Genomic DNA, 11,714 nt, shown 5'->3' with positions numbered 1-11,714 from the left:
GGCTCGACGGGCGTCATCGGCGCCTGCGCCCGGTAGGCGGCGCCGAGCGCGCCCTGCGAGGGGCGGTCCATCTGGTAGACGCGCGGCGGGCCCGAGGGCTCGGGCCGCATCGCGCCCAGCGTCGCCCCGGCCACGGTGGTCGAGGCGCGGTGCCCGGCCTCGGCCAGCGCGTGGCGCAGCGCCGAGACGATCAGCCCGCGCACCAGCCCGGGCTCACGGAAGCGGACCTCGGATTTGGCCGGGTGCACGTTCACGTCGACCTTGTGCGGATCGCAATCGACGAACAGCGCCACCGCCGGGTGCCGCTCGCGGCTCAGGAAATCGGCATAGGCGCCGCGCAGCGCGCCGAGCAGCAGCCGGTCCTGCACCGGCCGACCGTTGACGAAGAGATGCTGCGCCACCGAGGAGCCGCGCGAATAGGTCGGCAGCGCCGCCAGGCCGGTGAGGCGGAAGCCCTCGCGCTCGGCATCGATGTTGAGCGCGTTGTCGGTGAACTCCGCCCCCATGACCTGCGCCAGCCGCCCGCGCAGCGCGTCAAAAAGATCGCCCGAGCAGGGATCGGCGCGGAAGGTGGTGCGGTCCTTGCCGTCGCTCACGTCGCGCAGGGTGAAGCCGACCGAGGGCTCGGCCATGGCAAGCCGCTTGATGACCTCGGAGATCGCCTGCATCTCGGCCCGGTCGGAGCGCAGGAACTTGAGCCGCGCCGGGGTGGCGTAGAACAGATCGCGCAAGGTGACCACGGTGCCGCTGTTTAGCGCGCAGGGCTTCACCGCCGCCATCTTCCCGCCGGCGACAGTGGTCTCGGCGGCCTCCTCGCCGCTGGCGCGGCTCTGGATCGTCAGCCGCCCGACCGCGCCCAGCGAGGGCAGCGCCTCGCCGCGGAAGCCGAAGCTGTGGATGTTGAGCAGGTCGGAGCCGTCGATCTTGGACGTGGCGTGGCGCGACAGCGCCAGCGGCAGCTCGTCTGCGGTCATGCCGCAGCCATCGTCGGTGACCCGGATCAGCGTCTTGCCGCCATCGGCAAGCTCGATGGTGACCCGGCGGGCGCCGGCGTCGATGGCGTTCTCGACCAGTTCCTTGACCGCCGAGGCGGGCCGTTCGACGACCTCGCCAGCGGCGATCCGGTTGATGGCGGAATCGTCAAGCTGTCGGATCACCGGGCGCATATTGGGGCTGAACGTGTTCATTCTACCAAACCTAGCAGGCACACTGCGATTCTGAAACGGGGGAAAGGCCAGCCGTAACGGGTTTCACCACCACATGGAACCAAAGTCCTAATTGGCGAGTTTGAGACATATTATTACCCTGAGCGCCGAACCTTTTGCGGCTTCATTGCGCACTCACCGAAGCAGATCCCGCAACGCGCCCCCGCAGAGCCTCGGATCGAACCCGGAAGAGACCCGATCAGACCAAGGATGTGACCCATGCCCGTGAACCGCTTTACCTACGAGACCATCGCCAAGATCTACGGCGAGAGCTTCGCCAGCCTCTGGTTCCGCCCCGTCTCGGCGGTGTTCAAGGAAACCGCCTGAGCCCGTAGCGGTCGCGGTCGGGTCCGCCGCGGCGCCCCGCGAGGGCGACCGCCACGCGCCTGTCGCGGTTCAGCTCTTGCCCGCCGCCTCGAACCAGCGCCGGATCGCCGCGCGCTCGGAATCCTCCATGTAGGAAAGGTTCGCCGGCGGCATGGCGCGGGTCAGACCGGCCTGAAGATAGATTACCTCGGCATGGCGCGCGATGTCGCGGGCGTTGTCCAGATGCACGCCCTTGGGCGCCCAGGCCATGCCCTCCCAGCCCGGCTCGGGGCTGTGACACATCGAGCAGCGCCCCATCACGATGTCCTGCACCTCGGCAAAGCCCTCGGCCTCGGCATAGCGCAGGGCTGCCGCACCCTCGGCCTTGGCGTCGTAATCGGACTCGCCGGGCAGCGACAGGGTCGAGAGCCACATGATGATGATGAACAGGATCGCGGTCAGCGGCCAGGTCCAGTAGGGCCGGCCCTTGCGGGCGTGCATGGTGTTGAAGAAATGCCGGATCGTCACGCCCATCAGGAACACGAGGCTGGCGATGATCCAGTTGTACTCGCTCGCGAAAGCCAGCGGGTAGTGGTTCGACAGCATCAGGAACAGCACCGGCAGCGTCAGGTAGTTGTTGTGGGTCGAGCGCTGCTTGGCGATCTTGCCGTATTTCGCATCCGGCTTGCGGCCGTTCTTGAGGTCGTCGACCACGATGCGCTGGTTCGGCATGATGATGAAGAATACGTTCGCGGTCATGATCGAGGCGGTGAAGGCGCCCAGATGCAGCAGCGCGGCGCGGCCCGAGAACACCTGCGTATAGCCCCAGGCCATCGCCACCAGCACCACGAAGAGGAACAGCATCAGCCGGGTGTTGTCGTCGCCGAACTTGGACTTGCAGAGGAAATCATAGGCCAGCCAGCCGACCGAGAGCGACAGCAGCGAGATCAGGATCGCCGCCCATGACGGAATGTCGAGCACCTCCGGGTCGACGAGGTAGAACTCGGCCCCGAGATAGTAGACCAGCACCAGCATGGCGAAGCCCGACATCCAGGTGACGTAGCTCTCCCATTTGAACCAGATCAGGTCGTCGGGCATGTTGGCGGGCGCCACGAGGTATTTCTGGATGTGGTAGAAGCCGCCGCCATGGACCTGCCACTCCTCGCCATCGGCGCCGGAGGCGAGGTTGCGGTCGCGGTGCAGCCCGAGATCGAGGGCGATGAAATAGAACGACGAGCCGATCCATGCGATTCCGGTGATGACGTGCAGCCACCTGACGGCGAACTCCAGCCAAGATTCGATCGCCAAGAAATTGATCATGTCCCGTCTCCGTCCCGTGTTCTTATTGTTCTGGCGGCGCGCCGCCGTCCCGGGGTGACGCGCCCTTCTCTAGAAAGCCCATATCGCCCGGATTTGCATCCCGAAATCCCGGCGACCGCCGCGGCGCCAGCGAAAATGCCGCGGATCTGCCCGTGGCATGACCAGTTCCGCGCCCTTGCCCTTGCCTGCGGCGAGATACATCACAGATATGGAATAGAATCGTTCCCCAACGTTCGAAAGGACATACGCCATGAAAACCGAACAGGTCGGCGACAGCATTCTCGAAACCTGGACCGTGGACGAGGTACAGGAGGCCTTCGACAAGAACGAGATCGTCCTGATCGACGTGCGCACGCCGCAGGAATACATGTTCGAGCATATCGAGGGCGCGCTGCTGATGCCGCTGGCCTTCTTCAAGGCCGCGAAGCTGCCGGGCCAGACCGAGAAGCGCATCGTGTTCCACTGCGGCTCGGGGGTGCGCTCGGAAAAGGTCGCGCGGGCCTCGATTGACGCGGGCTTTGCCCGTATCGCCCACATGGAAGGCGGGTTCGGCGCGTGGAAAGGCGCCAAGAAGCCCTATATCGGCACCAACATGGCCACCGGCGCGCCGCATCAGGTGAGCTGAGCCGCACAGCGCCAGCCGCGCTGACATGACAGAGCCCGGCCTCCGTTCGGCGGAGGCCGGGCTCTTGTTGTCCGGGCGGAAGCGGTCCCGCCGGTCGCTCAGCGCGTGCCTGCGACCATCAGCCCCTGCTTTTGCAGCTCGGCGTGGCATTCGTCGAGCGAGCGGGTGGCGCGCTCGATCAGCGTGTCGATCTCGTCCTTCGACAGCACCAGCGGCGGCGAGATGATCATGCGGTCGCCCACATGGCGCATCACCAGGTTGTTGGCAAAGCAGCGCTCGCGGCAGATGTAGCCCACGGTGCCCGCCTCGGCGGCGAAGGGCGCGCGGCTGGCCTTGTCCGGGGTCAGCGCGAGAGAGCCCATGAAGCCCGCGATCTTGGCCTCGCCCACCAGCGGGTGATCGGCCAGCGCCTCGAATTTCTGCTTGAGATAGGGGCCGGTCTCCTCGCGGACGCGGGTGACGACGTTCTCCTCCTCGAGGATGCGCAGGTTCTCCAGCGCCACGGCCGCGGCCACCGGGTGACCGGAATAGGTGTAGCCGTGGTTGAACTCGGTCTTGCCGATGACGCCGGCGATCTCGTCATTGACGATCGAGCCGCCGATCGGCTGGTAGCCCGAGGACAGGCCCTTGGCGATGGTCATGATGTGCGGCTTGATGCCCATGGTCTCGGAGCCGAACCAGTTGCCGGTCCGGCCAAAGCCGCAGATCACCTCGTCGGCGATCAGGATGATGCCGTATTTGTCGACGATGCGCTGGATCTCGGGCCAGTAGGTCGCGGGCGGGATGATCACGCCACCGGCGCCCTGCACCGGCTCGGCGATGAAGGCCGCGACCTTCTCGGGGCCGATCTCCTCGATGGCCTGCTCGAGCTGGCGGGCGCGTTCGAGACCGAACTCCTCGGGCGTCATGTCGCCGCCCTCGGCCCACCAGTTGGGCTGGTCGATGTGGTGGATGTCGGGGATCGGCATGCCGCCCTGCGCGTGCATGCCCTTCATGCCGCCAAGGCTGCCCGAGCCCACGGACGAGCCGTGATAGGCGTTCCAGCGCGAGATGATCACCTTGCGCTCGGGCTGGCCCTTCTCTTCCCAATAGGTGCGCACGAGGCGGATGTTGGTGTCGTTCGCCTCCGAGCCGGAGGAGGCGTAGAACACGTTGTTCAGGTCGCCCGGCGCCAGCTCCGCCAGCCGTGCCGAGAGCTGGATCGCCGGCACATGCGTGGTCTGGAAGAAGGTGTTGTAATAGGGCAGCTCTTCCATCTGGCGCGCCGCGGCGGCGGCGAGTTCCTTGCGGCCATAGCCGATGTTCACGCACCACAGCCCCGCCATGCCGTCGAGGATGCGCTCGCCCTCGCTGTCGGTGAGCCAGCAGCCCTCGGCACGGGTGATCACCCGCGCGCCCTTGCGGGCGAGATCGGCACCGGTGGTGAACGGATGCATGTGGTGAGCGGCGTCCAGCGCCTGAAGCTCGGCGGTGGGGGTATTGGTGGAAATGAGCGTCATGGCCGCGTCTCCTGAAGATTCCGGGTTTGGCCGCAGAATATGATCAAATTATTTACTGTCAATCGAATCGCGCCTTTCAGGGCGTTGCCGAGGGCGGATCGACCGAGGGTTGGACAAACTGCGCGCGCAGGGAGATGCGGGTTGGCTCAAGCCTCGATCGCAACCTGAGCGGTCGGCTTGGCGCACCTCGCATACACAGACCGAATGGCGGCCTCTCTCAGCCCTCCAGCGCCGCCGAGATCTGTTCCATCCCCTGCCGCACGTCCTGCTCCATCGCCCGCGCCGCCGCCTCGGCATCGCCGGCCTCGAGCGCGTCGAGGATCGCCTTGTGCAGGTCGGGCAGGTTGCGCGTGCCGAACTGGCCGCAGACCACCCGCAGCGAGGGGCCAAAGCGCAGCCACAAGCCCTCGACCAGATCGGTGAGAATCGGCGCGCTGGCGATTTCGTTCAGCTCGGTATGGAACTGGTGATTCTCCACGAGGTAGCCCGTCACGTCCCCCTTCCCGATCGCCGCATCGAGCCGGGCGTCCGTGGCACGAAGCCGCATCACGCCCTCGGCGTCGCAACGCTCCGCCGCGCGCCGCGCCAGCTGCGGCTCGAGCGCCACCCGCGCCAGCGTCAGCTCCTCCACCGCCGCGGCGTCGAGCACCGGCACGGTGATCCGCCGATTGCCCTGAAACACCAGCGCGCCCTCGGCGATCAGACGCCGCAGCGCCTCGCGCACAGGGGTCATTCCGACCTCGAGCCGCTCGACCAGCCCCTGGATCGTCACCGGCTGCCCCGGCGCGAGCTCGCCGAAGAGAATCATGTCCCGCAGGCGGCGATAGACCACCTCGTGTGTCGGGAGCCCCGCGCTGTCTGCCCGCATGTTCACCATCTGCCTCCTGCTTGACCAAAGCGCCCGCTAAGCCATCTTGCACGCCATGTTGGGCCGTGGAAACATCTCCCATGTTGCCAACGGGTGCAACATTTGATCAAATTCAGGGGCCACGGGGCGGCAAGACCCCATGACCAACCGGGAGCACATGATGAAGACACCCTTTCTGACCCTCACCGCGACCCTCGCCCTGACCGCCGGACTGGCGCAGGCCGAAGAGGTCCGGGTCTACAACTGGTCCGACTATATCGACGAGAGCCTGCTGGCCAAGTTCACCGAAGAAACCGGGATCGACCTGATCTACGACGTGTTCGACAGCAACGAGGTTCTCGAGACCAAGATGCTCGCCGGCGGTTCGGGCTATGACGTGGTGGTGCCCACCGGCACCTTCCTGCAGCGCCAGATCATGGCCGGCGCGTTCCAGCCGCTCGACAAGTCGAAGCTGCCGAACCTCGAGAACATGTGGGACGTGATCTCGGACCGGACCTCGAAATATGACCCCGGCAACGAATACGCCATCAACTACATGTGGGGCACCACCGGCCTCGGCGTGAACGAACCCAAGGTGAAGGAAATCCTCGGCGAGGATGCGCCGGTGACCTCCTGGGATCTCGTGTTCAAGCCCGAGAACATGGAAAAGCTCGCCGAATGCGGCGTGATGTTCCTCGATGCGCCCTCCGAGATGATCCCGGCGGCGCTGAACTACATCGGCGAAGACCCCGACAGCCACGATCCCGACGTCATCGCCAAGGCCGAAGACGTCTACATGGCGATCCGGCCCTACATCCAGAAGTTCCACAGCTCGGAATACATCAACGCGCTGGCCAATGGCGATGTCTGCGTGGCAGTGGGCTGGTCCGGTGACATCCTGCAGGCGCGTGACCGCGCTGCCGAGGCCGACAACGGCGTCGAGGTCTCCTACTATGCCCCCGACGAGGGCGCGCAGATGTGGTTCGACCAGATGGCCATTCCGGTTGACGCTCCGAACCCGGAGGCGGCGCACACCTTCCTGAACTTCATCATGGATGCCGAGAACATGGCGGCGGCGTCGAACTACGTCTATTACGCCAACGGCAACAAGGCCTCGCAGGAGTTCCTCGAGGAGGACGTGATCGGCGATCCGGCGATCTACCCGACGCCCGAGGCGATGGAAAACACCTACACCACCACGCCCTACGAGCCGAAGGTCCAGCGCGCCGTGACGCGCCTGTGGACCAAGATCAAGTCCGGCACCTGATCCGCGACTGACCGGCCCGCGCCTTTCCCAAGGCGCGGGCCTTTCTCTGACAGGACGAATCCCCCACATGGCCCAGACCGTATTTTCCCCCGGGGAATACCCCGATAAGAAGCCCCTGATCGAGTTCCGCAACGTGTCCAAGCGCTTCGGCGAGTTCACCGCGATCGACGACCTCTCGCTCAAGATCTACGAGCGCGAGTTCTTCGCCCTGCTCGGCCCCTCGGGCTGCGGCAAGACGACGATGATGCGGATGCTCGCGGGCTTCGAGAGCGTGACCGACGGCCATATCCTTCTGGGCGGGCAGGACATCATCGACGTCCCGCCGAACAAGCGCCCGGTGAACATGATGTTCCAGAGCTACGCGCTGTTCCCGCACCTGTCGATCTGGGACAACATCGCCTTCGGCCTCAGGCGCGAGAGCAAGGACAAGGCGATGATCGAGGAGCGCGTCGAGGAGATGCTGCGCCTCACCCGCCTGACCAAGTTCGCCAGGCGCAAGCCGCACCAGATTTCCGGCGGCCAGCGGCAGCGCGTGGCGCTGGCGCGCAGCCTCGCCAAGGCGCCAAAGCTCCTGCTGCTCGACGAGCCGCTCGGCGCGCTCGACAAGAAGCTGCGCGAAGAGACGCAGTTCGAGCTGATGGATATCCAGGAAAAGACCGGCACCACCTTCGTGATCGTGACCCACGACCAGGAAGAGGCGATGACCGTGGCCTCCCGCATCGCGGTGATGGACGAGGGCCGTCTGGTGCAGGTCGACACGCCCGACGTGATCTACGAGGCGCCGAACTCGGTCTACGTGGCCGATTTCATCGGCGACGTGAACCTGATCCCCGGCACCGCCAAGCCGCGCCCCGAAGAGCCGGTAGCCCCGGAGCCCGCGCCGGCCCCGGTCGAAGACGCCGCGCCCGCGGCGGAGGAGACCCCCCCCGAGGCCCCCGCGAAGAGCGACGCCCCGACCGATGCACGCCAACCCGCGCCCAACGAGCGCGGCGAGTGGCTCTACAAGAAGGTCTTCGCCCGCTTCCTCGGCCAGCGCGATCTCGCCACGCCGCAATTGCCGCCGCCGAGCCCCGAAGAGCTCGCCGCCGCCCGCAAGGCCGAGGCCAAGGCCGCCGCCAGACCGGCGCCGAAACCCGCCCCAGCCCCTGCCCCCGCGATCAAGCCCGGCGGCATCCTCATCGACTGGGCCGAGGGCCAGCCGCCGATCATCGCCGCCAATGCCGACCCGGCGCTCGCCGGCAAGCCGGTGACCCTGTCGATCCGCCCCGAGAAGGTCACCATCGACCTCGAAAAGCCCGACCGGCCCAACGTACTGCCCGGCAAGGTCATCGACATCGCCTATCTCGGCAACATCTCGACCTACCATGTCGAGCTGGCCACCGGGCGGATGGTCAAGGCGCAGATGGTCAACGCCCGGCGCCTCTCGAACCGGCACATCACCTGGGAAGACGAGGTCTGGATCGGCTTTACCGAAACCGCCGGCGTCGTGCTCGAGGAATAAGCCATGCGCCGCTTCACCCTGATCGCCATTCCCTATCTCTGGCTGCTGGTCCTGTTCCTCGTCCCCTTCGTGATCGTGCTCAAGATCTCGCTGTCGGACGTCGCGCTGGCCCGCCCGCCCTACACCCCGCAGCTCGACCTCTCGCTCGGCTGGGAGGGCCTCCGCGCCTTCTTTTCCGAGCTCGATTTCGAGAATTTCGTCTTCCTCACCACCGACGATCTCTACTGGAAGGCCTATGTCAGCTCGCTGAAGATCGCGCTGATCTCGACCCTTCTGACGCTGCTGGTGGGCTATCCCATCGCCTACGGCATGGCGCGCGCGCCGAATGAATGGCGCCCGACACTCTTGATGCTGGTGATCCTGCCGTTCTGGACCTCGTTCCTGATCCGGGTCTACTCGTGGATGGGGATCCTGTCGAACGAAGGCACGCTCAACACCGTGCTGCTCTGGCTCGGGGTCATCGACGCGCCGCTGCAGATCATGAACACCAATAGCGCGGTCTATATCGGCATCGTCTACACCTACCTGCCCTTCATGGTGCTGCCGATCTACTCGGCGCTCGAGAAGATGGACGAGAGCCTGATCGAGGCCGCCGAGGATCTCGGCTGCTCCAAGCTCGCCGCCTTCTGGCTGGTGACCTGGCCGCTGTCGCGCAACGGCATCATCGCCGGCTGCTTCCTCGTCTTCATCCCGGCGATCGGCGAGTTCGTCATTCCCTCGCTGCTCGGCGGCTCCGGCACGCTGATGATCGGCAAGGTGCTGTTCGAAGAGTTCTTCTCCAACCGCGACTGGCCGGTGGCCTCTGCGGTGGCGGTGATCCTGCTGCTGATCCTGATCATCCCGATCATCCTGTTCCAGCGCAACGAGCAGAAGGCACGGGAGGCCGAAGGATGAGACGCTTTTCCTGGTTCAACGTCACCTCGCTGACGCTCGGCTTCGCCTTCCTGTACCTGCCGATGATCCTGCTGGTGGTCTACAGCTTCAACGAAAGCCGCCTGGTCACCGTCTGGGCCGGCTTCTCGACCAAGTGGTATGGCGAGCTGTTCCGCAACAAGGAGTTCCTTGACGCGGCCTGGGTGACGCTCAAGGTCGCGGTGTTCTCCTCGACCATCGCCACGGTGCTCGGCACGATGGCGGCCTATGTGCTGGTGCGCGCCGGGCGGTTCTGGGGCCGGACGCTGTTTTCCGGCATGATCTACGCGCCGCTCGTCATGCCCGAGGTGATCACCGGCCTGTCGCTGCTGCTCCTGTTCATCGGCATCGGGCTCGATCGCGGCGTGCTGACCATCGTGCTGGCGCATACCACGTTCTCGATGTGCTACGTCTCGGTGGTGGTGTCGTCGCGGCTGACCAGCTTCGACCGCTCGCTCGAGGAGGCGGCGCTCGATCTCGGCTGTTCGCCCTTCGAGGCGTTCCGTCTGGTCACCCTGCCGATCATCGCGCCGGCGGTGATCTCGGGCTGGCTGCTGGCCTTCACACTGTCGCTCGACGACCTGGTGATCGCGAGCTTCACCACCGGGCCGTCGGCCACCACCCTGCCGATCAAGATCTTCTCGGCGGTGCGCCTCGGCGTCAGCCCCGAGATCAACGCGCTCTCGACCATCCTCATCGGCATCGTCACCGCGGGCGTCATCACCGCCTCGATCGTGACCAAGCGGGCGGCGGTGGCGCAGGCGCGCGATGAACAGGCGGCCGAGCGCAGCGAATGAAACGGATCTACGAGGCCCCGGCCTACGGGCCGCAGGGCAAGTGCTACTGGGCCGACACCGTCGCGCCCGACGACTGGCCCGCGCTGCCCGGCCCGCGCCATAGCGAGGTCGCGATCATCGGCGGCGGCTTCACCGGACTCTCGGCGGCGCTGCATCTTGCGCAGGACAGGGTCGAGGTCACCGTGCTCGAAGCCGAGCACGCGGGCTACGGCGCCTCGGGCCGCAACGGCGGCTTCTGCTGCCTCGGCGGCTCCAAGGCCTCGAGCGGCCATCTGCGGCGGCGCTACGGCGAGTCCGCCCTGCGCGGCTGGCGCGCCACCGAGAAGGCCGCCGTCGCCACCGCCCGCCGCCTGATCGACGAGAACGGCATCGAGGCCGACACCCATTCCGAGGGCGAGACGCTGATCGCCCACTCGCCACGGGCGTTTGCCAAGATGCGAGCGGAGATTGAGGAGACCGAGCGCGAATACGGCGTCACGCCGCAGCTCATCGAGCTTGAGGAGATGGCGGCGCACGGGCTTTCGGGGCCGTTCTTCGGCGCCATGACGACGCCCATCGGCTTCGCGCTCAACCCGCGCAAGTATCACGCCGGCCTCGCCCGCGCCGCGCTCGGGGCCGGGGCCGTCCTGCACGGGCACAGCCCGGTCACCGCGCTGCGCAAGGACGGGCGCTGGCAGCTCGAGACGCCGCATGGCACGCTGACCGCCGACCGCGTGACCCTCGCCACCAACGGCTATTCGTCGGAGGATCTGCCCGACTGGCTGCGTGCCCGCTACCTGCCGGTCCAGTCGAGCGTCATCGTCACCGCGCCGCTCGAGCAATCCCAGCTCGACGCGCAGGGCTGGACCTCGCAGCAGATGGCCTATGACACGCGGGTGCTGCTGCATTACTTCCGCCTGATGCCGAACGGGCGCTTCCTGTTCGGGATGCGCGGCGGGCTCACCGCCACGCCGCGGGCGCAGGCGTCGATCTCGCGCAAGATCCGCGCCGATTTCACTCGAATGTTCCCCGCGTGGCAGGGGGCCGAGATCACCCATGAATGGGAGGGGCTGGTCTGTCTGATGGCGAGCCTGACGCCCTTTGCCGGAGCCGTGCCGGATCACCCGGGCCTGTTCGCCGGGCTGGGCTATCACGGCAACGGCGTCGCCATGGCGAGCCACACCGGCATGCTGCTGGCCGATCTGGTGCAGGGCAAGCCGCCGCGCGGGCCCTACCCCGAGGTCATGCGCAAGGCCCCCCGCCGCTTCCCGCTGGGCAGCTGGCGCCGGGCGCTTCTGGCCCCGGCCTACGCGACGGCGACGCTGTTCGATCTTTGAAGAGAGACCTATCGGGATCAGGACGACGCCGCGCCATCGCCGGCCCGCGGGATGGCGATCCGAGCGTCGAGCCTCTCGATTTATCCCTGCCAAGTCCGAAGGACCTCGACAGTCAGTGC

Annotated in this window: 10 protein-coding genes; 6 read left to right on the top strand and 4 right to left on the bottom strand. The window is 66.5% G+C overall.

The features are described 5' to 3' along the window. Both mutL and AC6RA4_RS17870 read right to left on the bottom strand, forming a co-directional pair. Positions 1-1,187 (bottom strand): DNA mismatch repair endonuclease MutL (gene mutL / locus AC6RA4_RS17875; protein WP_500162680.1); only part of this gene is annotated, 1,187 nt, incomplete at its 3' end. Positions 1,188-1,601: 414 nt separating this feature from the next. After that, positions 1,602-2,831, bottom strand: a complete 1,230-nt coding sequence (locus AC6RA4_RS17870; RefSeq protein WP_500162678.1) for a urate hydroxylase PuuD — start codon at positions 2,829-2,831, stop codon at positions 1,602-1,604. A gap of 250 nt (positions 2,832-3,081) precedes the next feature. Between AC6RA4_RS17870 and AC6RA4_RS17865 the strand changes: the two genes are divergently transcribed. After that, a complete protein-coding gene (locus AC6RA4_RS17865; protein WP_500162677.1) occupies positions 3,082-3,456 on the top strand; it encodes a rhodanese-like domain-containing protein in 375 nt (124 codons plus the stop codon). 98 nt (positions 3,457-3,554) lie between these two features. Here AC6RA4_RS17865 and AC6RA4_RS17860 read toward each other — a convergent pair whose 3' ends face one another. Then, positions 3,555-4,955, bottom strand: coding sequence for an aspartate aminotransferase family protein (locus AC6RA4_RS17860; protein WP_500162675.1), 1,401 nt, complete (start codon positions 4,953-4,955; stop codon positions 3,555-3,557). Between the two features lie 217 nt (positions 4,956-5,172). Continuing rightward, positions 5,173-5,832, bottom strand: a complete 660-nt coding sequence (locus AC6RA4_RS17855) for a GntR family transcriptional regulator (RefSeq protein WP_500162674.1) — start codon at positions 5,830-5,832, stop codon at positions 5,173-5,175. Positions 5,833-5,983: 151 nt separating this feature from the next. Between AC6RA4_RS17855 and AC6RA4_RS17850 the strand changes: the two genes are divergently transcribed. From AC6RA4_RS17850 to AC6RA4_RS17830, 5 genes are all read left to right on the top strand, one after another. Continuing rightward, positions 5,984-7,069, top strand: coding sequence for a polyamine ABC transporter substrate-binding protein (locus tag AC6RA4_RS17850; RefSeq protein ID WP_500162672.1), 1,086 nt, complete (start codon positions 5,984-5,986; stop codon positions 7,067-7,069). A gap of 67 nt (positions 7,070-7,136) precedes the next feature. After that, complete coding sequence (locus tag AC6RA4_RS17845) at positions 7,137-8,570, top strand: ABC transporter ATP-binding protein (RefSeq protein ID WP_500162670.1); 1,434 nt, start codon at positions 7,137-7,139, stop codon at positions 8,568-8,570. Positions 8,571-8,573: 3 nt separating this feature from the next. Next, positions 8,574-9,464 carry an ABC transporter permease subunit gene (locus AC6RA4_RS17840; protein WP_500162668.1) on the top strand — a complete coding sequence of 297 codons (891 nt, stop codon included), beginning with the start codon at positions 8,574-8,576 and terminating at the stop codon, positions 9,462-9,464. Further along, a complete protein-coding gene (locus tag AC6RA4_RS17835) occupies positions 9,461-10,279 on the top strand; it encodes an ABC transporter permease (RefSeq protein WP_500162667.1) in 819 nt (272 codons plus the stop codon). Before AC6RA4_RS17840 ends, AC6RA4_RS17835 begins: the two co-directional genes overlap by 4 nt. Then, positions 10,276-11,595 (top strand): NAD(P)/FAD-dependent oxidoreductase, encoded by a 1,320-nt coding sequence (locus tag AC6RA4_RS17830; RefSeq protein WP_500162665.1) that lies wholly within the window; start codon positions 10,276-10,278, stop codon positions 11,593-11,595. Before AC6RA4_RS17835 ends, AC6RA4_RS17830 begins: the two co-directional genes overlap by 4 nt. Positions 11,596-11,714 lie beyond the last annotated feature (119 nt).

This window comes from Salipiger sp. (genome assembly GCF_059781815.1).
This window is presented reverse-complemented; position numbering and strand designations above follow the sequence as displayed.

Excerpts from the sequence above, each read along its gene's own strand:
- AC6RA4_RS17855 (WP_500162674.1), bottom strand. The coding sequence starts at position 5,832 with ATGGTGAACATGCGGGCAGACAGCGCGGGGCTCCCGACACACGAGGTG.
- AC6RA4_RS17850 (WP_500162672.1), top strand. The coding sequence starts at position 5,984 with ATGAAGACACCCTTTCTGACCCTCACCGCGACCCTCGCCCTGACCGCC.
- AC6RA4_RS17870 (WP_500162678.1), bottom strand. The coding sequence starts at position 2,831 with ATGATCAATTTCTTGGCGATCGAATCTTGGCTGGAGTTCGCCGTCAGG.
- AC6RA4_RS17860 (WP_500162675.1), bottom strand. The coding sequence starts at position 4,955 with ATGACGCTCATTTCCACCAATACCCCCACCGCCGAGCTTCAGGCGCTG.
- AC6RA4_RS17840 (WP_500162668.1), top strand. The coding sequence starts at position 8,574 with ATGCGCCGCTTCACCCTGATCGCCATTCCCTATCTCTGGCTGCTGGTC.
- AC6RA4_RS17835 (WP_500162667.1), top strand. The coding sequence starts at position 9,461 with ATGAGACGCTTTTCCTGGTTCAACGTCACCTCGCTGACGCTCGGCTTC.
- AC6RA4_RS17865 (WP_500162677.1), top strand. The coding sequence starts at position 3,082 with ATGAAAACCGAACAGGTCGGCGACAGCATTCTCGAAACCTGGACCGTG.
- AC6RA4_RS17830 (WP_500162665.1), top strand. The coding sequence starts at position 10,276 with ATGAAACGGATCTACGAGGCCCCGGCCTACGGGCCGCAGGGCAAGTGC.
- AC6RA4_RS17845 (WP_500162670.1), top strand. The coding sequence starts at position 7,137 with ATGGCCCAGACCGTATTTTCCCCCGGGGAATACCCCGATAAGAAGCCC.